The 25,461-nt window shown below is 52.6% G+C and carries 21 protein-coding genes; 4 read left to right on the plus strand and 17 right to left on the minus strand.

The features are described from left to right. Positions 1-10: 10 nt before the first annotated feature. Positions 11-724, minus strand: coding sequence for a response regulator transcription factor (locus tag ACFIOZ_RS05135; protein ID WP_386082621.1), 714 nt, complete (start codon positions 722-724; stop codon positions 11-13). 169 nt (positions 725-893) lie between these two features. Between ACFIOZ_RS05135 and ACFIOZ_RS05140 the strand changes: the two genes are divergently transcribed. Further along, positions 894-1,412, plus strand: coding sequence for a molybdopterin-dependent oxidoreductase (locus ACFIOZ_RS05140; protein ID WP_211593199.1), 519 nt, complete (start codon positions 894-896; stop codon positions 1,410-1,412). Between the two features lie 18 nt (positions 1,413-1,430). Continuing rightward, a complete protein-coding gene (locus ACFIOZ_RS05145; RefSeq protein WP_386082622.1) occupies positions 1,431-3,668 on the plus strand; it encodes an ATP-binding protein in 2,238 nt (745 codons plus the stop codon). On the opposite strand, the gene ACFIOZ_RS05150 is transcribed toward ACFIOZ_RS05145, so the two are convergent. From ACFIOZ_RS05150 to ACFIOZ_RS05190, 9 genes are all read right to left on the minus strand, one after another. Continuing rightward, positions 3,632-4,840, minus strand: coding sequence for an EAL domain-containing protein (locus tag ACFIOZ_RS05150; protein ID WP_386082623.1), 1,209 nt, complete (start codon positions 4,838-4,840; stop codon positions 3,632-3,634). The two genes, ACFIOZ_RS05145 and ACFIOZ_RS05150, sit on opposite strands and share 37 nt — an antisense overlap. Before the next feature lie 145 nt (positions 4,841-4,985). Continuing rightward, the gene (locus tag ACFIOZ_RS05155; RefSeq protein ID WP_386082624.1) at positions 4,986-6,662 is read right to left on the minus strand and encodes a methyl-accepting chemotaxis protein; all 1,677 of its coding nucleotides are present in this window, start codon (positions 6,660-6,662) and stop codon (positions 4,986-4,988) included. Positions 6,663-6,828: 166 nt separating this feature from the next. Next, positions 6,829-8,697 (minus strand): ABC transporter ATP-binding protein, encoded by a 1,869-nt coding sequence (locus ACFIOZ_RS05160; protein ID WP_386082625.1) that lies wholly within the window; start codon positions 8,695-8,697, stop codon positions 6,829-6,831. Positions 8,698-8,824: 127 nt separating this feature from the next. Then, positions 8,825-10,432, minus strand: a complete 1,608-nt coding sequence (locus ACFIOZ_RS05165; protein ID WP_386082626.1) for a gamma-glutamyltransferase family protein — start codon at positions 10,430-10,432, stop codon at positions 8,825-8,827. Positions 10,433-10,478: 46 nt separating this feature from the next. After that, positions 10,479-11,993, minus strand: coding sequence for a tripartite tricarboxylate transporter permease (locus tag ACFIOZ_RS05170; protein WP_386082627.1), 1,515 nt, complete (start codon positions 11,991-11,993; stop codon positions 10,479-10,481). Between the two features lie 14 nt (positions 11,994-12,007). Then, on the minus strand, positions 12,008-12,478 hold the full coding sequence (locus tag ACFIOZ_RS05175; protein ID WP_386082628.1) for a tripartite tricarboxylate transporter TctB family protein: 471 nt from the start codon (positions 12,476-12,478) through the stop codon (positions 12,008-12,010). A 57-nt stretch (positions 12,479-12,535) separates the two neighbouring features. After that, a complete protein-coding gene (locus ACFIOZ_RS05180; protein WP_386082629.1) occupies positions 12,536-13,516 on the minus strand; it encodes a Bug family tripartite tricarboxylate transporter substrate binding protein in 981 nt (326 codons plus the stop codon). Between the two features lie 124 nt (positions 13,517-13,640). Then, on the minus strand, positions 13,641-14,171 hold the full coding sequence (locus ACFIOZ_RS05185) for a chromate transporter (RefSeq protein WP_386082630.1): 531 nt from the start codon (positions 14,169-14,171) through the stop codon (positions 13,641-13,643). Further along, the gene (locus tag ACFIOZ_RS05190; RefSeq protein WP_386082631.1) at positions 14,168-14,737 is read right to left on the minus strand and encodes a chromate transporter; all 570 of its coding nucleotides are present in this window, start codon (positions 14,735-14,737) and stop codon (positions 14,168-14,170) included. The genes ACFIOZ_RS05185 and ACFIOZ_RS05190 overlap by 4 nt, the downstream gene beginning before the upstream one ends. Positions 14,738-14,916: 179 nt before the next feature. Between ACFIOZ_RS05190 and ACFIOZ_RS05195 the strand changes: the two genes are divergently transcribed. Further along, a complete protein-coding gene (locus ACFIOZ_RS05195; RefSeq protein ID WP_386082632.1) occupies positions 14,917-15,603 on the plus strand; it encodes a GntR family transcriptional regulator in 687 nt (228 codons plus the stop codon). Positions 15,604-15,680: 77 nt separating this feature from the next. Then, positions 15,681-16,250, plus strand: coding sequence for a DUF1415 domain-containing protein (locus ACFIOZ_RS05200; RefSeq protein WP_386082633.1), 570 nt, complete (start codon positions 15,681-15,683; stop codon positions 16,248-16,250). Here the strand turns inward: ACFIOZ_RS05200 and ACFIOZ_RS05205 are convergent. From ACFIOZ_RS05205 to ACFIOZ_RS05235, 7 genes are all read right to left on the minus strand, one after another. Continuing rightward, on the minus strand, positions 16,247-17,902 hold the full coding sequence (locus ACFIOZ_RS05205; protein ID WP_386082634.1) for a sensor domain-containing diguanylate cyclase: 1,656 nt from the start codon (positions 17,900-17,902) through the stop codon (positions 16,247-16,249). The genes ACFIOZ_RS05200 and ACFIOZ_RS05205 overlap by 4 nt on opposite strands. Positions 17,903-18,201: 299 nt before the next feature. Further along, entirely contained in the window at positions 18,202-19,869 is a 1,668-nt protein-coding gene (locus ACFIOZ_RS05210; protein ID WP_386082635.1) for a methyl-accepting chemotaxis protein, read from the minus strand. A gap of 209 nt (positions 19,870-20,078) precedes the next feature. Further along, positions 20,079-20,573 carry a GNAT family N-acetyltransferase gene (locus tag ACFIOZ_RS05215; protein ID WP_088700896.1) on the minus strand — a complete coding sequence of 165 codons (495 nt, stop codon included), beginning with the start codon at positions 20,571-20,573 and terminating at the stop codon, positions 20,079-20,081. 23 nt (positions 20,574-20,596) lie between these two features. Further along, complete coding sequence (locus ACFIOZ_RS05220; protein ID WP_386082636.1) at positions 20,597-21,589, minus strand: LLM class flavin-dependent oxidoreductase; 993 nt, start codon at positions 21,587-21,589, stop codon at positions 20,597-20,599. A gap of 126 nt (positions 21,590-21,715) precedes the next feature. Beyond that, positions 21,716-22,408 (minus strand): SDR family oxidoreductase, encoded by a 693-nt coding sequence (locus tag ACFIOZ_RS05225; RefSeq protein ID WP_386082637.1) that lies wholly within the window; start codon positions 22,406-22,408, stop codon positions 21,716-21,718. A gap of 120 nt (positions 22,409-22,528) precedes the next feature. Then, positions 22,529-23,806 carry a nitrate- and nitrite sensing domain-containing protein gene (locus ACFIOZ_RS05230; protein WP_386082638.1) on the minus strand — a complete coding sequence of 426 codons (1,278 nt, stop codon included), beginning with the start codon at positions 23,804-23,806 and terminating at the stop codon, positions 22,529-22,531. 83 nt (positions 23,807-23,889) lie between these two features. After that, positions 23,890-25,242, minus strand: coding sequence for a NarK family nitrate/nitrite MFS transporter (locus ACFIOZ_RS05235; protein ID WP_386082639.1), 1,353 nt, complete (start codon positions 25,240-25,242; stop codon positions 23,890-23,892). Positions 25,243-25,461 lie beyond the last annotated feature (219 nt).

Here is a 25,461-nt window from a genome sequence, read left to right on the forward strand (position 1 = left end):
TAGATGCCATCTAGTTAGCGACATGTGCTATAGAGGTGGTTTGGCAGGTCTCCATGCGATACCCCGACTGGTAAACGCTGCGCAGACGCAGGCCGTGCCGTCCATCCAACTCCAACTTACGACGTAGGCGGCTTACATGGGTATCTACGGTTCGCGTTGAAACGTCCCCTTTGATACCCCATACCAACTCTAATAAATGCGCACGGGTAATCAGTTCACCGATTTTTGAGAAGAAGAGCGCCGCTAATCGATACTCACGCTCGGTTAAATCAACGGCGTTGCCCGCAACACTGATGTAGTGCTCTTCGGTGTGCAGAGTAAAGGTGTCGGGACAGGCGGGTGCTGGGCGAGGTGTGGCATATCCAGACCGTCTACCTAGTGCGCTTACTCTGGCAATAAGCTCACTGGGGCGCAGGGGTTTCGCAAGGAAATCGTCGGCACCCTGTTCGAGCGCTTTAACGACGTCGTCTTCACCCTGGCTAGCGGTAATAAACAGGATTGGCCCGCGCCAGCTGTCATGTTGGCGCAGGTGGGCAACCACATCCATGCCGTCACTGTCGGGCAACCACCAGTCGATAATCAAAAAATCAAATGATCGTTGCTGGGTCGCGCGACGCAGCTCGTTGGCGCGGGTAAATAAAGAAACCTGATGGCCTGCCGTGAGTAGACACTGCTCAATAAAAGCCTGCTGATCAATATCATCTTCAAGTACGCCAATATGCATGGTGATCCCCTGTATTACCGTCTTATAAGCGTCACACGCGTAGTAGCTACAAACTCATGCGTTAAGTTTAGTTGATGATGGTGCGTTGACACAAAGGTTCACAGTTTGTCCGCAGACGGCCGATATATACTGCTTGCACTCTTGATCGCTCATACCGAGGTGCAGCTTAATGCGTGGTTCTTTGGTTTCTAAAAGCAAGGTTTTAATCGCCGCAGTGGGGCTTGCCTTGCTGTCGCCGCCCCTGGCTAGTGCGCTGGAAGTACCTGAAGGCCCGGTGATATTGGTAGTGAGTGGAAAGGTGGGGCAGACTAATGTGGGTGACGAAGCCCATTTTGATAAAGCGATGCTAGCAAGCTTAGGGCAGCACGAAACGATTACCCGTACGCCCTGGCACGACGGTGTGATTGGCTTCTCTGGCCCCTTGGTGCGAACTATTCTGGAAGCCGTCGGTGCCGAAGGGGAGGATATTCGTGTGGTAGCGTTGAATGAGTACGCCGCGACAGTGCCCATCAGTGATTTTGAGAATTACGATGTCATTCTTGCCATGCAGGCAAACGGTAAAGCGCTGCGAATTCGCGACCAGGGGCCGCTGTTTGTCATCTACCCCTTTGACCAGCACCCCGAGCTGCTAGATGAAGAGATATTTTCGCGCTCTGTGTGGCAGGTGGCGCGCATCGACGTTAAATAAAATAATCGGACAATTGCCATGCTGGCCTTATTGAAGTTCTATTTCTCCCGCAGCACCAGGGTCGCTACATTCTCAGCGATCCTTTTTTTTCTTTCAGCGTTAACCACCGGTGGTGTTATTTATAACCGTCAGCATGCGTTGGAGAACCGCCTGCTCGAAAACTTATTATGGGCCGGGTATCAGTTTGATCGAGAGGTGCGCGAATTGCGCCTCTCGCTATTCGAAACGAGTGCAGGGAACGCTACGGTTGATGACGTGTTGCTGCGTTTTGAAATTCTCTTCAGCCGACAGTCACTTTTTTTTAAAGGTGAAATAGGCAAAATCGTGGCGGAACTTGAGGATATTGAGGCGGTCATTCAACAAACTCAAATCCGCATTTTAGAGATGGATACCCTGCTCGAAAAGGTATGGGACAGCCCCACCCAGTTAAATAGCGAGTTAACGGCTACCCTCCTACAGCAAACGGCGGAGCTACAGCAGCTCACCGGAAACATTTTGATCGAAACCAACGCCCATGTTTCCCATCTACATAGTGAAGAACACCGCGCATTGACGCGTCTCTACGGATTGGTGCTGTTGCTTATTGTCCTGTTAATGTTTTCAGGTGGCATGCTGGTTCGCGCGCTGATTATGGAAAGCCGTTCAAGTGATCAGAAGGCACAAGCATTAGAAGCCAAGGGTAAAGAGCTGAACGAGGCCGCCAAGCAAGCAGAGAAAGCGAGCCTGGCAAAATCTGAGTTTATGGCGGTGATGAGCCATGAAATTAGAACCCCATTAAATGGCGTCGTAGGTATGGCGGATTTGTTAAGCGAGGAGGTTAAAACAACAAGTGCGAAGACTTATCTAGCGGCGCTTAAGCGCAGTGCAGAGAGCCTACGCGCGGTGATCAACGATATTCTCGACTACACCAAAATTGAGTCGGGGCGCCTCGACCTGGATGCTCAGCCGTTTGATCTTCACCAATGTATTGACCAGCTTTGTGAGAACTACACGCTTCGCGAGCCGAAGGCAAAGGTCTCCTTCAGCTACGCTATTGATCCCGCTTTACCCCGTTATGTGATGGGTGACGTCGCTCGGTTACGTCAAGTCATGATGAATTTAATCAATAATGGCTTAAAGTTTACCGAAGAGGGTTTCGTTAAATGCCAGGTAAAACCACTGGGAGACGATAATATTCTCGTCGAGGTGCATGATACTGGTTGTGGAATCGCGGAAGCGGATCAAACGCAACTCTTCTCGGCGTTCTCGCAAGTGGATACCTCCATGGCGCGGCGTCACGAAGGAACTGGGCTTGGGCTGGCGATCTGTAAGCGTTTAGTCGAGGCCATGCAGGGGAAGATAGGCGTTAATAGCCAGCAGGGACTTGGTAGCCGATTTTGGTTTATTGTTAGAATGCCGGAAACTGAACCGTTGGCGGTATACCAAACCGGTGAAAACTCGCTTGCACTCACTGCCGAGCACCAAATTTTAGTGGTTGAGGATAACCCGTTAAACCAGACGGTTGCCCGCGTTATGCTTGAACGCCTTGGCCAGCAGGTGACTATCGCAGAGAACGGTCTGGAAGCACTCGAACAGCTGAAAGTGGATCATGGCAGGTTCGGTTTGGTCTTAATGGATATGCAGATGCCCAAGCTGGATGGGCCCGAAACCACCCAGCGCTGGCGTGATTACGAAGCCGTGCATCAATTACCCCGGTTGCCGATAGTGGCGATGACGGCCAATGTGATGCCTGAGCACCGCGAATGCTGTATGCAAAGTGGTATGGACGATATGATCCATAAGCCCTTTACGCGGGATGAACTGTATCAGGTCATCAGCCGTTATCTCTCTAATGACGAAATCTTAGCACCTGAGGGTATTTACGTTCACTCGACCAAAGGCTCTGAGTCATGGAGTGACACCGTTGGGGCTGTTCAGGTGCTCGATAAGCGTCTTTGCGAAGAGCTGAAAAGCACCTTTGAACCTAGTGCGTTGGGTGCGCTGCTGAACACGTTTTTAACGCGACTTGTTGAGCGTAGTGCCCGCCTTGACGCTTACTGGCAGTCAGAGAATCGTCAAGCCTTGTGCCAAGAGGCGCATTCGCTGAAAGGTGCCGCTTCCTCTCTCGGCTGTGCTGCCATTGCTGAGCAAGCAAGCCAATTGGAGCAAGCAGCGCTAGAAGCCCCATTGAATGAATTGGCTATCTATCTGGAGCGTTTAGTCGCTCTTCAGGACACTACTCAGCAGGCTTTAGAGCAAGAAAGTATGCTCGTTTGATGCGTCATGGGGGCGGAGGGAGAGTACTCGCGTAACCAGGCGTTGAAAGCGTCAGCGGTTAAAGGATGAGCGATAGAGTAGCCCTGCCCAACCGTACACCCAGCTTCAACCAGCAGGGTGTACTGCGTGGGCTTTTCGATACCTTCGGCGACTACCGTCAGCCCCAGGCGCTTGCCTAAGTCGATAATTGACTCTGTGATCACCAGGGCTTCTTGATCCTGGTCGATCAGTGAGACAAAACTACGGTCAATTTTTAGCTCGCTGAAAGGCAGCCGATAGAGCTGTGTCAGTGATGAGTGACCGGTACCAAAATCATCTAACGCCAGTTTGCAGCCCCGTTGCCGCAACGCTTTGAGCACGTAGCAAGCGTAGCTCAAACACTCAACCCCGGCCGTTTCGGTGAGCTCCAGGGTGATCTTACTAAGAACAGCCTGGTGCTCTTGGGTGAGTTGATCAAACACTTCCAGAACGCCCTCTGCCTGAATAAAGGCCGCCGGTATATTAATCGAGATGTTTAAGTCCCACCCTTGCGACCGCCACTGGGCTTGTTGCTTCATGGCAAGCTCAATAACGTACCAAGTTAGCGGCAGAATCAGACCGTTTTGCTCTGCTAGAGGAATAAAACTATCGGGGTAGAGCACGCCACGTTGAGGATCTTGCCAGCGCACCAGTGCTTCAACGCCAATGACCTGACCTTGTTGAGTGCCTTGCTGGAGGTTTATTTGGGGTTGAAAAGCTAGAAATAGCTGTTGTTCACGTATGGCCTTCGCCAACTCATCGCCCGTAGGCGCTTTGGGCGCTTTTTTTAATGGCCCAAGGAATGTCGTTAGACCGGTGAGCAGCTTGGATTTAGATAGGAAACCTAGCATTTTCAAGCCTTTTGCTTCACCTGCTGCAAGAGCATGAGCGGCAGTTTCTTCCGTGCAACTACTAATTAATAAAATTGAAGCGTTTAAGCGTAAATCATACAAATATTCCAGAATATCAAAGCTGGTAAACTCACCTAGATCGATATCAAGCAAGATCAGCTCGACATTGAGCAGGTCAGGTTGGCGCACCAGCTCGCCCAAACTACTTGCCGTCATCACCTGATAACCGTGCTGGCGTAATAGCATTCTGCCCAAGAGTTGGACGTTACAATCATCATCAATAATTAAAGCATCAGACAGCATACGTGTACCTTTGATGATTACGATGAGCGGCTTTGGTTAGACAAAGCGCTTGCTAAAATGGATACGCATTATATAAGTCGGTAATAAACCTTCCTTGGGCTCAGCGTAAGCCCAAGGAAGCATCAAGAATTCTAAGGGAGATCGCTTAGAACGACTCCCACTCAGGTTGCTGTGAGCTCGGTATACGACGCGGGGCAGCAGGCGTAGGCGAGGGCTTATTCGTCGTAGAGGCAAGGGCTGCTTTAGCAAGGGCTGGTTGCTGGTGGGTATTACTGAGCTTGAACGCCCCCACTAGCACACCCAGCCGGTCGGCTTGCTCTCTTAGCTCCGCCGCTGCAGCGCTGGACTCTTCCACCATGGAGGCATTGTGTTGGGTCATACTATCCAACTCGTTGACCGCGTCGTTGACTTGCCCTATACCCACACTCTGCTCTTTTGCACCGGCGCTAATTTCGGCAATTACATCGGCTACGCGCTCGATGCTTTTCACCATCTCCTGCATAGTGACGCCAACTTGCTTCACCTGGTCAACACCGGATTTTGTGCGACTTAATGAGGTATTGATCAGCGTGGCAATATTTTTGGACGCATCACTGGAGCGGCTGGCCAAGATACGTACCTCTTGGGCGACCACCGCAAAGCCCCGACCATGCTCACCTGCTCGGGCGGCCTCTACCGACGCATTCAGCGCCAGGATATTGGTTTGAAAAGCAATACTGTCAATTAGGCTGACGATATTACTGATTTCAGATGACGAGTCATTAATGGTATCCATGGTTTGCTCAACGCTGTGCATGGAGTGCAAGCCCTGCTGAGCGAGGTCGCGGGTTGAAAGCGCCAGTTGGTCGGCCTGCTGGGCAGAGTCGGAAGCGTTGCTCACCACTGCCGCGATTTGTTCCATCGACGCAGAAGTTTGCTGCAGGTTGGCCGCAGCCTGCTCTGTGCGGGCCGCAAGCTCCTGGCTGCCTTTGGCTATTTCACTTGATGCATGTTGAAGGCTAACGGTGCTGCTGCTAACGGATTGAAGCGTATCATCAATGCGTTTAATAAAAGCATTGAACTGCTGTGCCAGTTCGCCGATTTCATCGCGGCGCTGGCTGTTAATACGGGCGGTTAAATCGCCATCACCTTCGGTGATCTCTTTTATCCGTCCGCTAATCTGGCGAATAGCCCGTGACATCATTAACGGCCCCAATAGTGCAATAAGTGTCGCCGTAATAAAGATGATTAAAGCGATAATAATAGTGGATGTCTGTTGTACTTGAATTCTGTCGACGACGGCTTCTTCTGCTTGGTAAGTAGCGGTTTCAACATTTACTCCCGAGAGGTCGTAGACATCCCGAAGCGTATTGAACCGATCTAGTGAAGAGCCCGCTAACAGGTTTAAAGCCTGGTTAGTATTACCATTCTGGTGTAGTTGAAAAACTCGCGTGGCCTCTTGTTTCCAGTCATTATAGAGCGTTTCGAAATTAGCGAGTTGGGTGGTTAGCTCTGGGTAGTTCTGCATTAGTTCGGCATACTGACTCATACGGTCGTAAGCTTGCTGAGCATTTTCCTCAAAGTCAGCGATTAGCGCTGATGCCCGCTCCGAGTTGGGGTCGGATAGCAGGTACTCGATCTCAGCTACCCGTGCTTGGTAAAGGTCTCTATCCGCATTGAGTACGGTAGAGGTGGCAGGGATATAATTGTTAATAAAAGTGTCTAGACGGCTTTTCACCATATTAACGAGCAGCGCATCGGCGATCACAATGACCAGTAGTGATAATGCAACGCTAATAAAGGCAATCGCATACTTAACTTTTATCTGATGGAGGCGGTTCATAGGTGCTACTCCTGTAGTGAAAAGCCTATAGGAGCACACTACCTTTAAAGTATTAGTATGGTCGATAGCTTTGTGACGTTTGTCACTTTTGTTCACGTTCTGTATTTTAAGTGGCTATACAACTGGTTAATAGTAGTTGTAATAATAACGATTAATGTTTAGGTGGTTATTTGTAACCTGCCGCCTGTAGGTGAAATAGCTTGGCATAACGACCTTCCGCTGCGAGCAATTCCTCGTGGGTGCCGCGTTCAATGATATGTCCTTGATCGATAACAAGAATGAGATCAGCGCTGCGCACAGTTGAAAAACGATGGGAGATCAGTATCGCCATTTTATCGCGGCTGTGCTCGCGAAAGCGGGCGAATATTTCGGCTTCTGCGGCGGCATCCATGGCGGCGGTGGGCTCGTCTAACACTAGAATATCAGCGTTTTCACGCATATATGCTCGGGAGAGGGCAATTTTTTGCCACTGCCCCCCGGAGAGTTCCTTACCATTTTTAAACCAGCGGCCAAGCTGGGTTTTGTAGCCGCTAGCCATGCGGGTAATAAACTCATCCGCCATACCGTGACGAGCGGCGTTCTGCCAACGTTCTTGGTCGTTAAAGGCATGGGTATCTCCGACGCCAAGATTTTCGCCCACCTGCAACTGATAGCGCACGAAGTCCTGAAAAATCACGCCGGTTCGCTCACGTAGTGCTTGGGTGCTCCAGTCCCGCAGATCGCTACCATCTAACAGAATTCGGCCCTGGGTTGGGTGATAGAGCCGCGTGAGTAGCTTGATCAGAGTGGTCTTGCCCGAACCGTTTTCACCTACTAGAGCCAGGCTCTGCCCAGGGCAGAGGTGCAGCGATATATCGTGGAGAACCGGATCTTGGAGAGAAGCATCGCCGCCAGGGTAAGAGAAGCTAACGTGTTCAAAGCGTAGCCCGTCGCCGGGCAGTGCCCCCTGAGTGAGCGTACCGTTCTCTCCCTCCACTGGTTGCTCCAGATACTCATAAAGATTGGAGAGGTAGAGGTTATCCTCATACATGCCGCTGATCGCGGTCAGGCTGGCGGATAGGGCGGCTTGGCCCTGTTTAAACACCATGAGGTACATGGTCATCTGTCCCAGGGTAAGTGCCCCGGCAATCGTTTCAATGACCACCCAGGCGTAGGCGGCATAAAAGGTTAACGTGCCGAGTAAACCGAGCAGAAAACCCCAGCTCTCCCGGCGCAAGGTTAGGCGGCGATCCTCAGCAAACAGCTTGGTAAATATATCCCGATAGCGTTTGAGAAATAGCCCTTCAAGGCCAAACAGTTTGACCTCTTTAATGCTATCTTCCCTTGCCAGTACCGTCTCTAAATAGATCTGCATACGGGTTTGCGGTGAGCGCCAGCGAAACAAACGGAAGGCATCGCCGGAGAATTTGGCCTCTGAGATAAATACCGGCAGGGCACCGGCCACCAAGATCAGCAGCGCCCAGGGGGAAAACTGCACCAGCAGCACGGCGAAGCTACCCAGCGAGATAGCATTTTGCAGCAAGCCGAAGGTTTTATTCACCAGGGCAAGGGGGCGCGTAGACGCTTCACGTCGCGCTCGGGTGAGCTGGTCGTAAAGCTCAGAGTCTTCAAACTGGCTAAGTGACAGCTGGCCGGCTTTCTCCAGGATCATCACATTGACCTTCTGCCCCAGCAGCGCACGCAGCAGCGACTGCTGGGCTGCAAGGCCCCGCTGAGCCAGAGCAATAAACCCAATAATCACGGCCTCAATACCCACTAGCGTTAGCACCGGCGTAATGGACACTAGCAGGTTGGGATCAGTGGCTGCCTGGTGGGCCTCCATGGCACTCACTACTCCATCCACAATCAGTTGTCCTACCCAGGCGGCAACGGCAGGTAGAACCCCTGCGACCAGAGTACACAGGGCTAAGCCAAGCATCATCCAACGAGAGGTTTCCCAGACTAGCCCGAGTGCGCGACGGCTATAGCGAAATACGCCAAAAAAGCCGCTTAGCGGTGAGGCTGAAGATGCCTGTGAAGAGGGCGGTGGCGACATAGTAAAAAGGCATAACCCTAATAAAAAAGAGTAGCCATAATGCGGGGATTGAGAGGAGATAGCCAGCTAACAACCGCCGGTTGCCTTCAACGGCAACACGGCGGAAAGTCCGTTTAGTGGATAGGCGTTACCAGGGAAGCACAGCCCCATCGGTGCGTGGTTCGGTGCCGCCTTGGAGTACCCCGGTGTCAGGATGACGCAGAATGATTTGGCCACGGCCAAAGCTGATTGAATCGGCGACTTTGACGATGTCGTGGCCGCGGCGTGCCAAAGCCAGTGCTAAGTGATTGGGGAAATCGGCCTCAACTTCGATGGTTTTGCCTTTGGTCCATTTCCAACGGGGCATATCCAGCGCCGCCTGAGGATTCAGTTGATCCTCAAGTATGGCCGTTACCACCTGCACATGGCCCTGGGGCTGCATATAGCCACCCATCACGCCAAACGGCCCAACGGCTTGGTTATCTTTGGTGATAAAGCCAGGGATGATGGTGTGGTAGGTGCGTTTGCCAGGTGCCAGTGCATTAGGGTGTTGTGGATCCAAGGAGAACGACCAGCCGCGGTTTTGCAGGCTGATGCCGGTTCCTGGCACCACCATGCCCGAACCAAAGCCTTTAAAATTACTCTGAATCAGCGACACCATATTGCCATCGCTGTCAGCTGTTGCAAGATACACCGTGCCGCCTTTAATTGGATTGCCGTGTACCGGATCGACCGCCTGTTCGCCAATCAGCGCTGCTCGCGCTTTTAAATAGTCGTCGTCCAACATTTGATCACTCGTGGGACGCATCGCGTCTAGATCGGTAACGTGCGCGAAGCCATCAACGTAGGCCAGTTTGGTGGCTTCGATACGGCGGTGAAGGGTTTCAATCGGGTCAGATCCCTCTGCGCCTAAGTGCTCAAGCATACCCAGCGCTTGCAGTACTATCATGCCACTGCCGTTGGGAGGGATCTCCCAAATATCGTGGTCTTTATAGCGAACGCTAATCGGATCTACCCACTCCGGCTGGTAAGCAGCCAGATCTTCTTTGCGTAGCAGCCCGCCATGTTCCCGGGAGAAGGTGTCGATGGCTTTGGCCAGCTCGCCTTCGTAAAACGCTTTAGCGTGGGTGTCAGCAATGGCTTTTAGGCTTTTTGCATGGCCTTCAGAACGCCATAGCTCACCCGCCTTAGGCGCTCGACCTTCGGGGGCAAAGGTATCAAACCAAGGTTTGAAAGAGGCATCGTTATAGGCTGAATACGTATTGAAAGCCTCTTTCCACATTTGATGAATAACGGGAGAGACGGGAAAACCTTCATCTGCCAGCGCAATGGCAGGCGCTAGCAGTTCAGCGAATGGCAGCTTGCCGAAGCGCTCAGAGAGCGCCGCCCAGGCAGCGGGTGCTCCAGGAACTGTGACAGGCAGCATACCGTGATTGGGCACTGCATCATGGCCGAGTGCTTTCAGCGCTTCAATGGTTGCCGCTTGTGGCGCAGGGCCACTGGCATTAAGGCCATGTAGCTTGCCGTCGACCCAGACAATTGCAAAGGCATCGCTGCCGATCCCATTGGAGGTGGGTTCGACCACCGTTAGCGCCGCCGCTGTCGCAATGGCAGCATCAATGGCGTTACCTCCTTTCTGCAGTATGTTAATACCCACTTGCGCCGCTAATGGCTGTGAGGTGGCGACCATGCCACGTTTACCGAAGGTGGCCATCCGGCGCGAGGCGCTGGGATAATAGAGTGCATCGTGTTGCATGCCAGAGTTCCTTTTGAACGGAGTTGTCAAGTAGCGTAGTAATGTCTTAAACGTTTTCTCGCTGAGCGGCATTTTTTAATCGCTGAATCTTGCGATCCTGATAGAGCGAAAACAAAATCGAAGCGACGGCTAATGCCAGGAAAAGCGCAGAGAGTGGCCGTGTTAAAAACGTCAACCAGCTTTCGTTAAGTTCTAGGGCTCGGAATAGCTGACGCTCAAGGTTGTCGCCAAGTACCACACCCAGTATCAGAGGCGTTAGGGGAACGTCCGCTTTCCACAGCAGGTAGCCGATGATGCCGAAGATAAACAGCACCCAAATATCAAACAGGTTGTTATTCAGGGCGTAAGCGCCAATGGCGCACAGCATTAGTACGACGGGAACGAGAATTTGTTGGGGGATTAACGATATTTTGGCGAACCAGCGCACTAGCAGCAGGTTGCAAAGCACCATGACGACCGCACCAATGAGCAGGCTGGCATAAATAGCACCCACTAATACGGGGTTCTGCTCAAACATCATGGGCCCCGGCGTAATGCCGTGCAGAATTAGTACACCCATCATAATCGCCATCGGCAAATCGCCCGGTATTCCCAAGGCAAGCGTGGGCACAAAAGCACCGCCCGCCACCGCACTGTTGGAGGCTTCAGAAGCCACAATGCCACTCGGCGTACCGGTACCAAACTCTTCCGGATGCCGGGAGAATTTTTTCGCTTGGTCGTAACTCAAGAAATTGGCAACGGTGCCGCCGGTGCCAGGGAGCGCACCTACTAAGCTGCCAATCAGCGATGAGCGAAGGGTATTGAGCTTTTGCCCCGCCATATCTTTGAGTATCAGGCCGTAGGGAATGGTGACATTGGTGTCGATTTTTTGTGCGTCGCTTTTCTCATCCTTCAGCCTTTCGATATTGCCAAGCAGCTGTGAGAAGGCAAAGATGCCGATCATCACAGGCAGGATTTCAAACCCAGAGCCCATTGCAGGTAGGCCAAAGTCAAAGCGCAGGTTGCTGTTGCGGTCATAGCCAACGGTGGTGACCAAGAGGCCTAACGCCGCGGCCATCAGACCTTTGAGCAGCGCGCCGCTTGAAAGTCCTGCTACCAGCGTCAGGGCGAAAACGATTAACGCGGTGATTTCCCAAGGGCGGAAGTTCATGCTGAAACGGGCAATCAGTGGGCCGAAAAAGACCAGCACTGCCACGCTGATCAGCGTACCTAGAAAAGACGATGCAACGCCGATGCCCAAGGCGCGGCCAGGTTCGCCTTTCTGTGCCATTGGATAGCCATCATAAACGGTGGTAATCGATGAGGGCGTGCCAGGTATCCCCAGCATGACGCCAGACACAATACCGCCAGAGTAGCCACCCACAAACACACCGACCATCAGCGATACGCCGCTTACCGGATCCATGGCAAACGTGAATGGGAAGACCACCAAGATAGCCATGGTGACGGTAAAACCAGGAATGCTCCCGCCCACAATCCCAAACAGTACGCCAATGATGATCAAGCCCAAGACCGATGGCGTGCCGACCTCAGCGAGCGCTTGGAGAAAAAAGTTGGTCATTATTTACTCCAGGTTTAAGGCAGCCAAACATTCAGGCCATAGCGGAAAACGACAAATATCACGATAGCTAAGGTGGCGCTAAGAGTGAGATTAATCATCCATTTACGTCGCGTATCAATGCCCAACAGTAGTGCCAGAGAAGCGACCAGGAAGCCTATGGTGGCTGCGATATACCCCACCACTGGAAGTAAGGCAGCGTAGAGCCCAAACAGTAGAAACAGAGCGAGTGTGGTGCGTCGGCTTTGAAACCACTCAGTAACGAGGCGTTTTGCGCCAGGCCGTTCAGGCACGTTTACCCATAAGGAACGCACTAAAATCAGCAGTGATAACACCCCAATCACGACTAACAAAATGCGGGGGAAAAGCGCTGACCCATAAGGTTGCCAGCTGGTCGGTGGACGAATATCACCCGACTCCATCCACATGACAGCCACCATTAAGAGCAGCGCCAGCGCCAAGGCGCGGTCTTTAGTTAGCGTAAGCATTAGCGATGCCTCCGGCAGCTCTAGCCCCCGCATTAACGAAGGCTAGAGCGTGCGCCCTCAGTTCTGGAAATCGATGTTCTCAGCAGCAGCGGAGAGTGCAGCTTCGTTTTCATCCAGAAACGTTTGGTAATCGTCACCGGCCAAAAAGCGAACAACAGAGCCAAATTCATTTTCGATCCGGCTCTGTACTTCTTCATTTTCCAAGGCCTGTCCGTAAGCTTCAGCGATGGTATCTAGGACTTCTTGCGGTGTGCCTTTTGGAGCAAAAATACCTCGACTGGTGGAGTGATCCATCTCGATACCTTGCTCACGCAGGGTGGCTACTTCAGGCATGCTATCAAGGCGCTCCGGGTGAGCGATACCGAGCGCGCGGAAGGTGCCATCTTCAAAAAACGCACCGCCAGAGGGCAGGTTGAACATGGCGAAATCAACTTCTTCTGCCATCAGTGCCGATACCTGCTCGCCAGTATCTGGGTAACCAACTAGGCGCACATCGGCCATATCAATGCCCGCTTCCTGAAAAAACTGTGCCCAAAAGAAGTGATCCGTGGAGCTGGGGATCATGCTGAAACGCACTTGGCCTGGATTTTCACTGACGTAGTCAGCGATTTCGTCGGCGCTCTGCACGGGATGATTGGCGTGCGCAGTGGGAATGTTGATGGTTTGGGTAAGCAGCGCGATGGGCTCGAAGGCATCAAACGAGTAGTCGACGGTGCCCGCTAGCTTTGAAAGTGCAATGGTGTCGTGGCTGCCAAGCAACGTGTAGCCATCGGGATCAGCATCTTTCACGTTGCGTGAACCCAACGTTGCCCCAGCGCCTGCCATATTGACGGGTACGATGGACTCGCCTAGCGTTTTCTCAGCTTCCTGAGAAATCAACCGGAACAGGATGTCCGTTGCTCCCCCGGGCCCGTAAGGGATGATTAAGCGAATATCCTGCTCGGGATAGTCAGCTTGTGCGGTGGTGGCCATTGCCAAACTAGACGCAAGTCCGATGGCGGCGAGGGTAGTGCTTAGAGTAAGTGTTGAACGCGTCATTCTTATACACCTTTATGTTTTGAGGTTGGTGTTGTGGGATGCCGCCCTTACTGCAGCGGCGTGGTGAGCGCGTGATCCCGTTATCGGGTTCTTGTTATTTGATAAATGCACCTGTCAATAAGCGTTAGCCGAGGAAGAAGCCTCCATAAACCAAGGCGCCCATAACCACAAAGGCGGGGTGCGTTTTGAAGCCAACCAGTGCAATAGCGGCGACTATGCCAATGATCAGGGTGTGAATCGTACCGCTGGAGTCCAAACTTTCGAGCAGAAATCCCAGGGTTAGCCAGGCCATCATCATGGCGATGACCGGGCGCACCCACTGACTCATGCGCTTAACCCTGGGAGAGTCGCGGTGGCGGTAGAGCAGCCCCAAGGCACCCAGCATCAGCAGCAGTGTAGGAATCACCGTGGCGGCTACGGCGATGAAAGCGCCGCCAATGCCCGCTACTTCATAACCCACGTAGCCGGCCATTTTGGTGGCGATAGGGCTAGGCAAGGCGTTACCCAGGGCTAATGTTTCCGCGAAGGTTTGCGCGGTCATCCAGCCATAACGGCCCACCACTTCAGCCTCAATTAGTGGAATAATGGCCGGGCCACCGCCGTAACCGATAATGTTGGGAATAAAAAACGCTAAGAAGAGATCCCAATAAATCATGCCGCCCCCTCCGCTTTCTTCTTGCCAGCAGGGCGCAGCAGGGCAGCAACGAGAATGGCGCCGATCACCCAGCCAGGGTGAAGGCCGAGCCAGTAGATTAGCCCGGCGGCAATAATGGCCATGGCAATACTAACCAGCCAGCCAAGAGCAGCCTGTGATTTATCGAAAAAGTCCCAAGTCAGCTGTGCCATCATCACCATGACAACAGGTACTACCGCCTGGCCCATGCCGCGAATCCATGCCACATCGCGGTAGCGGCTGAAAATGCCTAACATAACAATCATCGCTACAATCATTGGCACGATGATGGCAATGACGGCGGCTATGCAGCCCGTTATACCGCCCACGCGATAACCAATGTAGCCGGGCATTTTGGTGGCAATGGGACCGGGTAGAGTATTGCCAATCGCCAGCACGTCGGCAAACTCTTCATCGGTTAGCCAGTGGTGGCGGGTGACGACCTCGGCTCGTACTAAAGGAATCATGGCGGGGCCGCCACCGAAACCGAAGATACCAACGCGGAAAAATGCCCAGAATAGTTGCCAAGAGAGAGCGGTTGGTTTCATGGGCGGATATTCCACACAGCCAACGAAGGGAGAAAAATCATACTCAAACCTTATTTATCGTTTGTAGGTTAAAAAATCGATTATCTTGTCTAAAATAGAATATAGGTAGTGCCCGATCTAACGTCAACAGCGAAAAATAGAATGGACAGCGGGAGCTGAGATGAATAAAGGACATCGCCATGAGTAATTCTGTACCTACGTCAGCCAAGTCAGCAGGGCCAGCAGGTACTGCATCAAGTCGCGTGTTTGATCATTTACGTAAGGATTTGGTGGGCGGGCGTTTTGTCGCCGGCGAAAAGCTCGCGATCAATGCGCTTAAAGATCGCTACCAAGTCGGTTTGAGTCCGCTAAGAGAAGCGCTCAATAAATTGGCGGCGTATGGGTTGCTGGTGCAGGAGAATCAGCGCGGTTTTCGGGTACCGAAGCTGTCCCGGGATGAGCTGGACGATATTGCCCAGATGCGTTTGGAAATGGAGGGAATGGCGCTTGAACGGGCGATTGCTAAGGGTGACTCGCTTTGGGAAGCTGACCTGTTAGCCGCTGCGCACCGCCTGAAACGGGCTGATATAACCCTGGATAAAGGCGAGGAGTGGGAACATCTGCATACCCAGTTTCATCGTACCTTGGTGGCGCCCTGTGGGTCAGTGTGGCTATTACGTTTTATTGAACAGTTACACGACCAATTTGATCGCTATCGCCGTCTGGGGCCGAAGATGCCGACGATTCGCCAAGAGCTTGACGAGCAGCACCATCAACTTGTGGAGCTGGCGCTACAGCGCGATGCTAGAGCAGCGCGTGCATTAATGGACGACCATATCCATAAATCTTATGAGGTGGCGCTGAAGCGCTATCAAGAGCACGTGTAGTTGGTCATGAACAGTTGGTAAACTGCTGCGCACAAAGCGTCGGCCATCGCCGACCTGACCATGACCGTGAGGGTGCAATGCACACAAATAACCAACACGCAGATTATCAAGTAGCCGCGCAAACGTTGAATTGGGTGCGCACCTTCATTGTGGCTCACGACATTTGCCCGTTCGCTCAACGTGAGTTAGCGAGTGACACCATCCGAGTTGAAGTAGTGCGCTCCAAGAAAATCGAAGTGGCACTGGAGGAACTGATGGTCGAAGTCCAGTGGCTGGATGAGCATCCAGAAACAGAAACCACGCTGCTGGTATTCCCAACGCTTTTCAAAAGCTTTGATCACTACTTGGATTTTGTTGAGCTGGCAGAAAATATCCTTGTCGACCAGGGGTATGAAGGGGTCTATCAGCTCGCCACTTTTCATCCGGATTACTGCTTCGACGGTGCTGAGCCCGATGACGCCTCTAACTATACCAACCGCTCTCCCTACGCCATGGTGCATCTGTTGCGCGAAGAGAGCGTCGAAAAGGCGATTGAGTTTTACGGCGATACCGACGCTATTCCCGAGCGCAATATCGCTAAGTTAACGGCGATGGGCAGCGCTGCCGCTGAGCAGCAGCTCCAACACTGTTTTGACGTGATTGACTAAGGTTTGTGAATCACTAGCTGATGCTTGCCTTTACTTTTAGCTGCATATAGGGCGCTATCGGCAAGTTTTAGCACCGTTTCAATATGCAGGCCGTGGTGTGGCCACCAAGCGGCGCCCAAACTGCAGCCCACATGGGCGCGCTTATTTTCGGGTAATAAAATCGGTTGGGCGATAGCCGTAAGTAAACGCCTACTCACTTCGTGGGTAAGCATTTCCAGGTACTCCTGCTTGGTTTTGAGCACCATGACGAATTCATCGCCACCCAGGCGCGCAACCACATCGCCACTGCGCAGGGCGTTTTTCAGGCGCTGGGTTATCTCAATAAGCAATAGATCCCCCGCATGGTGGCCCAGTTCATCGTTGACCCGTTTGAAACCATCCAGATCGATATACATCACCACCATGCTCTGCTGGTTTCTTTCCGCTTCTGGAATGGCCAACTGTAGGTATTGATTAAGAAAGGCGCGATTGGGAAGCCCCGTTAGTGGGTCGGTATTGGCTAGATCCTCTAAGCGGTTGATCGTTTGACGTTGATCCAGTAGCCGGCTGACCATGTTACGCATTGAGGTCGATAGGCGCTTCATTTCAGGAGAGCCGTTTTCCAGAGGAATACAGTCGGCTTGCTCGCCCTCCTGTATTTGATCGGCGGCACTGGCTAGGCGGGTGAGAGGAGTCACCATGCGAGAGGCTATCGTCCAACCAATCATTGCAAACAGCAGCGCCAGTAGAATACCGATGCCCATAATGGCTGCCTGGAGCTGCTCCACGGGGGCAAAAGCGATAGAGACCGGTTTTCGGCTAATCGCTATCCAGCCTAATCCAGGAAAGTCCTCATAGCCGTTGCTTCGAGCGTAGCCTGTCACAAATTGTTCACCATTGGGCCAGGTTTCAATAGCCCATTGCGGTGATGTGGTAGCGGGCCCGGGTAGATGATCCAGGCTGGCTAATGATTGACCCATGAGCGTTTCTGGGCCCAGCAAGACGGTACCATCAGTTGAAAGCAGTAGCATCTCGGTATCTTGACGCTGCTTAGTAGGTGAAAACATTGAATGCTGAATATATTCGGCCCATTCCCAGCTTAAATGTACCGCTAGAACGCCCTGGAGTTCCCTATTGCGGTCATACACAGGGGTGGCAATATCGACGAACTTAAGCGCTTCACCACTGGGGTTAGGCAGCAACTGTGCGAGAAGCACTGCCTCATGAACATCGCCTATCCAAAGCGCTTTGCGCCCTTCAATAAATACGGGTCTGTGCGCTATTGAAACGCCTTCTAAAATTCCTCCAGTCGCTGCTTGAACAGTCCCTTCCGGGTCAGTAAAGCCAATCCAAGACACAACGTTGTGATTGTCTTGCAAACGTTCTAGCTGTCCCCGTAGCGCGCCAGGACGCGTGTCATTAGTGAGTGCCTGCATACCCAATAGGAGTTTGACCTCCTTAATACGTGCATCCATATTGCGCTCTAGCTTATCCACCATTTGATAAGCCGCTTCTGCAGTCGCCGTACCAATGCTAGCTTCCATTTGCTGCGCTGATTCACGAGATGCCACCCAGCCCAGTAGCAGCGTAGTGGCAAACACCAACGTTGCAATTAGTGCGCTAAACCGTGAGCGTAGTGAGAAGCGCGAGAATAACCAGGTATGAACAGACATTATTATTAGCCATCACCGATAAGAGGAACTGCTTATTAACGTATTGTCATTAGCTGAGGGAAAGTACCTTATTTTGCTGGTTTTTGCATTTAGCGGGCTATTAATGATGATTCACTTAACGGCTGGCCTAGGCTCTGTCTGAAAACTGGCTGCGCTCGACCATACGGCGTTAAAAATCGGCTCGTGCGCGAGTCCGATCCGTCTTTTCGCCGATTTTTGCCTTGTCTGGCCTTCGCTCGCCGACTTTTCAGACAAAGCCTAAGGGAAAAGGGCCAGCGACGCTGGCCCAAAGAGGTGAATTAAAACTCTTCCCAATCTGGTGTGGTGCTGGATAATTTTTTCGACGTATAAGAAGAGTGAGTTGTTGCCAGGGTATGCTTTGAAGCAGTGGCGGTAGAGGGTTCCGAACCACCGTTCGCAACCCGCTTCAGTTTGAAGGTGGTGACTAACTCGGCCAAACGAGTGGCTTGATCCTGGAGTGAGGCTGACGCGGTGCTGGTTTCTTCAACCAATGACACATTTTCTTGAGTGGCGGAATCCATCTGAGATACAGCCGTACTGACTTGGCTAATGCCCGACTCCTGCTCTTTTGCGGCGAGCGCAAGCTCTTGCATCATTTCCGTCACCTTACGAATCGCTTCGTTGATATCCGCCATATCATGGCCATTTTTCGCTGCTTGCTCCGCACCGACAACAATACGCTGAGAGATATCTTCAATCATAGTGCGTATCTCTTTCGATGAAGTGGAAGTCTTTGTTGCTAGTGAGCGAACTTCACTCGCAACCACCGCAAAGCCTCTGCCATGCTCGCCTGCACGGGCAGCTTCCACAGAGGCATTAAGTGCCAGGATATTGGTTTGAAAGGCGATAGAGTCAATCACCTGAATAATGTCGTGTACCTTGTGCGAGGTCTCTTCTAACTCCCTCATTAGCAGGCTGGTGCGCTCAGACGCCTGCTCACCGTTATTTGCCTGTTGTGCGGCGTCTAGGGTCAGTTGCTGGGCCTGGCTGGCAGTGTCAGCGTTTTGGCGCACAATTGATGAGATTTCATCCATGCTCGCGGCTGTTTGTTGCAAAGCCGCGGCTTGTTGCTCGGTGCGTGAGGCGAGGTCTTGGCTGCCGCTAGCGATTTGCGTTGAACTGGAAGCGACTGCTTCGCTACTTTGATTGAGTGTGCCAATCATCTCTTCCAGACGCTCTTGCATATCCTCCATGGCACTATAAAGGCGGCCAATCTCGTTACTTCCTAGGGTGTCGATATGGCTGGTCAAGTCCCCTTTGGCGATATTTTCGCAGATGCGAACCGCACGTTGCAGTGGATTAATAACGAGCCGATTAATCATTATTTGTACAACGATATAGAGCACTATGGCCGTTAAGATAAGAATGCCCACGGTAATGCCAAAAATAACGCTGTCGCGCTGGGCTTCCGAGTGAACTTGGCTGCCCCGGCTTAGTGCATAGTTATTAAAATTACTGATTGCTGTGCTGAAGCTTGAAAATTTTTGGTTGATGGGATCTCTATACGCATCTAGAGCTTCATAGCGTTCATTGGCGAGATCACTTCTTAGGCCGTCAGTGACAATAAGGTTGTAATTATCGACAATGTCAGCAATGAGAGGGCGACGCTCGGAGTCAACCGGGAGCTCAAGGCCAGAGAGTTCTGCAATACGCCGGTCAGACCTTTCCAAACTCTGCAGCGCCTCTCCTAGGGCACGCTCCGCATTGTTTTCGTTCCCACTGCGGTAGTGCTGTGATATCCGCTCTAGCCTGACCCGCACCTCCATTAGGTTAGTTTCTGCACGGTTAGCAGCACTCGCCTGTTGAGCACTTATCTCATTGATTTCTGATAGCAGCTGTGCAGCCTCGCGCTCTTCCATGACACCCATACTGCCCAGCACTATAATCATCGCTAAAAGCACAATCAGTGCACCAGCAATCACTCTCTTAACTGATATGTTTTGCATTGTTACTTCTCCTAATACTCCCCGCACCTGAATTGGTGCATAGGTGAGTGTTAAAAGGTATCAATTAAGCGTTAAAAGCAGCGGCTTGATTAAGTTAGCTTTAGTTTTTGATATTGTAAAATGCTCGACCATAATAAAGTCGTATAATTAAACGTTTTTTAAGTTTTTTGGCTTTTTCGATAAAAGGCTGTTTGATAAGTGTATTATCGCTAAAGCACCTTATGCATCACATACGTGTCGACAAAACCATGGCGCGCATGGCGATAGGCGTTAGGCACGGTACCTACGATACTAAAACCAAGTTTCTGCCACAACGCAACGGCCACTTCATTGGTGGCCACCACGGCGTTGTACTGCATGGCGAGAAACCCCAGTTCTCGTGCCTGCTGCTGGGAGTGCTCGCACATGGCGCGCGCTACGCCTTTGCCCCGAGCGGCGGGGGAGACCATATAACCACAGTTACATATATGATCGCCGGGGCCAGCTGCATTGGTTTTTAGGTAATAAGCGCCCAGCACTTGGCCCTTTTCATCCTTGGCAACCACGCTTGCATTCGGCGTTTTACACCATAACTGACGGGCGGCTTCAAAACTGATATTGGGATCAAACGCATAGCTCTCTTGTGCTTCAACAATGGCCTGGAAGGTGGGCCAAAAAGCAGCAAAATCGTCATCCGTTATGGGTGAGAAAGCGAGTGTGATCATAACTATCCTATGCAGCCAAGCGCTTATCGGGCGACCTCAGCCACAATTTCGTAGCTGCGTAGACGGTCGGCGTGATTGTAAAAATCGCTATTAATCATCAGTTCATCGGCCCCCGTGCGCGCTTGGAACTCCTCAAGCTCTGCTTTAACTGTCTCTGGCCCACCAATAATAGCCGCGCCTAAAAATTGGCTGACTTGAGCCTGTTCCATCGGCGACCAATCGAGCTGTTCAACCGGCGGCTGTGACTGGGTTGGCTTACCGCGAATAAGGTTTAAAAACTTCTGCTGTGCTGTTGTCGCCAGGTAGTGAGCCAGCGCGTCGCTCTCGGCAGCAATGACGGGCAGGCCGACCATGGCATGAGGTTTATCCAGGTGTTCCGAAGGGCGGAAATTGTCACGGTATAAACGCAGCGCTTCAAATAAATAGCCCGGCGCGAACTGGGCCGCGAACGCGAAGGGCAGGCCTAGTTTGGCTGACAACTGCGCGCTGTAGCCACTAGACCCCAGTAACCAAACAGGCACATGAGTACCTTGGCCCGGCACCGCTTTCACCCGTTGCTGGGGCTCTGCATCGGCTAAGTAGCTGCGCAGCTCATTCAGCAGCTGTGGAAAGTCGTCGACACCCGCGTGAGCGTTGCGGCGCATGGCCTGCATCGTGGCGCCATCCGAACCTGGCGCACGGCCTAAGCCCAGGTCAATACGGCCAGGGTAGAGCGTTTCCAGGGTGCCAAACTGTTCTGCGATCACCAGTGGGGGATGGTTAGGCAGCATGATGCCACCGCTGCCTACGCGGATGGTGGATGTTTGTCCCGCTATGTGGCCAATTAGAACAGCGGTTGCGGCGCTGGCAATGCCGGCAATATTGTGGTGTTCGGCGAGCCAGTAACGGGTATAGCCTAGCCGCTCGGTTAATTGTGCTAGGGCAACACTATCGCGAAAAGTCTCTGCGGCACTGCCGCCTTGGCGAATAGGCGCCAGGTCGAGGACGGAAAGTGCCGTGGAAGCGAGTTGGCTCATGGGTCACCTGCAAATTAATTCGTGGGCGCGTAGCGTGAAAAATTACTTAGCGCGCTTGGTAATTATACGTTATGCGGCCAGTGCAGATGAATTACAAGGTGCCGACTATCCAGGTTCGCTGGCTTATCACTCCTCACTTAAAGGCGGAGTAGGGCGAATAAGGATTTCATTGACGTCTACATGGGCAGGTTGGGCAAGCGCATACACCACCGCACTGGCGATGTCGCGATCTTCGAGGGCATAGGCTGGCGGTTCATCAAAAAAGGGTGTGTCTACCATCCCTGGTTCAATCAGTGTCACGCGCATACCAGTGCCACGGAGCTCTTCACGCAGGTTATAGCCAATGCCCGTTACCGCCCACTTGGTCGCGCTATACATAGAGCCTGGGATGGTCGTGCGTCCTGCCGCTGAGCCGGTCAATAACACATGGCCTTTGCGGCGTTTAAGGGCAGGCAAGCAGGCTTGGATTGTGAGTCCTACGCCATAGATATTGGTAAGGATCATCTCACGCCATGTGTCGTGGTCAGCCTCGCTAAAGCCCCCGGGTGAGCCGCCACGTCCAGCGTTGGCAAAGATGGCATCCAATCGGCCAAAGGTTTCCAGCGTCTGCTCTACCATGGCTTGCTGCTGCTCCATGTTGGTCACATCCAGTTCGCAGGTCAGCACATTTTCTGGCCCCAGCTCTTGGGCCAGTGCGGTGAGTTTGTCGCTAGAACGGGCGGCCAATACCAGTTTATAGCCTTCACGCGCGGCTGCTCGGGCGGTGGCGGCGCCGATGCCGCTGGATGCGCCGGTGATTAATAGCACGCCGTTATGCATGGGTTGAGCTCCTTGCCTAATTAATCAAGTAAGCTTTTAGCATGGCTAAGGTGACGGCATCCTGCAAATATAGGCTTAAACTGCTGGTGCAGTGCTGCTAAGTGGTCGTTAACGGCGGCTTTACGTTTTTGCATCCTTACGTTTTAGCATCGCGGAGAGATCGAGAATAGCTTGGGCCATATCCGCCATGCTTTTGCTTTGATCCATCGAGGTTTTACGCAGAAAGCGGTAGGCTTCCTCTTCGCTCATCTCCTGGTGGGCCATGATTAGCCCCTTGGCGCGCTCAATCAATTTGCGTTCACGCAGCGCTTTGCGGGTATTTTCAAGCTCATCACTCAGTCCCTGTAAGCGGCTAGCTTGGGCTTGGGTGAGTTCTATCAGTGAACGTCCCAGTGGAGAGGTGAGGGCGTTGGCAGTGAGGTCACCTAACGGTTGCCCGTCATTGAGCGCCAGCAACTGTTCGCAAGGCGCAGGGGCATAAGTACACGTCTGCGTTTTCGCTTTTTCTAACGCATCCTCGGCTTGGGCAATTTTGCGGTGACAAAGCACGCTCAACTGAGAGATCAGCGCATCTTCAACCATTTTCATTGAGTCGATACGCAGGGTGGTGAGTTCGTACCAGGTTTCACCCAGCTTATCAGGTGTCTCCTTGGGTAATGGTTGCGTTGCCGAGGATCGCTGACAGGCGACATCACGCAGTTGGCAAATACCCGACAGCGTGCGTGGAGAAAGCTCTTTTTGCCATGCCTGTTGCGCTTCGGGGGTTGCAAACTCTACAAAGGTGTCAAAGCAGCGCTGCTGATCCGTCATTAGCTGGTTTAGCAGGGCACGGTGGGGCTCGTCGAAGTGACCATGGGTAAAGCCAAAAGCGCCACAGGCGCGCTCCTGGCCCGCCAACTCTTTGCCCTGCATCAAGTGGAAAATGGCCACTAGCGTGCGGGTGATGTCGGGATCGATAGCGGTGTCAGCGGCCTCAAATACAATGGCCAGCAGTCCGCTGGTCAGTTGGTTAAACGCCTGAGTCGCCGCATCGGGGGTGATGGCAAAGGTATCGATCGCCTGGCGAAGGGCTCCAAGTTCGTCAAGTGCATACCAAACGGCAGCGATTCGGCGCAGTAAGCGCGCGGCGGCCTGAGGGCGGGCTTCCTCGCTGAGCGCTTCCAGCCGTTGGCGCATTAACGTTTCGGCCTGCTGGCTGTGTTGACGGTAGGTATCGCGGCGGGTTTTGAAACGTTGCCCCTGGGAAACCAGGTAGATCGTCGAGGCGCCCCGCTCACGCTGGAGCATATGAATAAATCGGCTAATGTCGCCGACAATATCGGCGGTGGTGGCAAGGTGGGTAAGGTTGTCGATATCGCAACGGATGGCGGTTAAGAGCAGTTGCTGCGCTGAAGACATAGAGATTTCCTTAGTGGCTTGCCGCCTAAATGAATACACTCCCATACTGCTATGTAGCTAGATGGGAGTGTACTGGAAAGCGTTTAACGTAACGACAGAGCGCCTGCGCCTACGTCATCACCAATCGCATCGTGATAGGCTTTGGCCTCTTCTGCTTCAGTGGCATCACTAAAGCGCACCAGCAGCACACAGGAAGCCAGCACCAGTACTGTTAGGCCTAAATAGAACAGCCCTTGTTGATAGGTCAGGCTTTCGCTGCGGAACAAAAAGGCTGCGCCTACCGCGCCTACATTACCGCCTGCGCCGACAATCCCTGCGACGGCGCCCAAGGCTTTTTTGTTAATAAACGGTACAACACCGTAGGTGGCGCCTTCAGCCATCTGCACAAATAGACTGAACACGAGCATGATGCCAATCGCCAGGCTCAATACGTGCATCTGTGAGAAGGCTACCAACGCAATACCTTCGCAAACCAGGGCAATAAACAGCCAGCGAACGCGCCCTTTCAGGCCCCCTTGTTTGGCGAAAAGATCCGAGAAAACCCCTCCAAGGGTACGCGCAAAAATATTCATTAACCCGAACAAGCCAGCGATCAGACCCGCGGTAGCTAGCGTCAGGTCAAACTTATCGAAGAAGTAGATGGCGGCAATATTGTTGATCGTCAGCTCTACGCCAAAGCAGAGGCCGTAGACAACGAACAGCGCCCAAACGCGTATATCCTTGGCGGCAGCTAGAAAGCTTTGCGCAGCACCATTTTCGCCTGACGCTTCAGGCAGTTCACCCCGTGCACGCAGATCGCTGAAATTACCGTTGGGCGCATCTTGGGTAAAGAACCAGTAGCCAATGCCGGTGAAGAACATCACGACACCAGGCACCATCATCGCCAAGCGCCAGCCAAAGGCTTCATTAACGCCCAGCATCAGCATGCCAGAGAAGATCAGGGGCATCAGAATTTGTGTGGTGCCGCCACCCAGGTTGCCCCAGCCCGCGCTGGTAGCATTGGCGGTGCCGACTACATTGGGGGCGAACATCATTGACGTGTGGTACTGGGTAATAACGAAGGAGGCTCCAATGGCACCAATGGCCAAGCGTGCCAGTAGAAAGGTTTCAAAACTATCGGCCAAGCCAATGCCCATTACCGGGATAGCGCCCAGCAGCAGTAGCCCAGTATAGGTTTTACGCGGGCCGATGCGATCACACAATACACCAATTGCAAGGCGCACTATCACGGTGATCGCCACCGAAGCGATAATCGTATTGCCGATTTGCGTTTGTGTCAGCGAAAGGTCTTCACGAACGATCGCCATGAGTGGAGCGATGCCGAACCAGCCAAAAAAGCAGATATGAAACGCGAACCATGAAAAGTGGAAAGCGCGCATCTGAGGGGTCGAGAAGTTGAATAACCGAATGCGGTTGGCTTTGTTGCGTATGTCCATGGGATGGCCTCACGGGGCATAAAACGAGTTGATCGCTACGCAACGCAAACGAATTAGCGCGTTACGCAAACAATTGACGAGAACATGCCTTCATCGTTGAAGGTCAGGTTCGACGCACTCGTACCCAGTTGGGCCTGGTCCACGCCTACCACCACTGGAAGGAGTTAAGCAGGTAGCTTGCCATTTTATGGCTTTTTTATATTAATCAGTATTTTGTTG

Origin of the sequence: Vreelandella sp. F11, from assembly GCF_042466685.1 — a bacterium.
GTDB lineage: Bacteria > Pseudomonadota > Gammaproteobacteria > Pseudomonadales > Halomonadaceae > Vreelandella.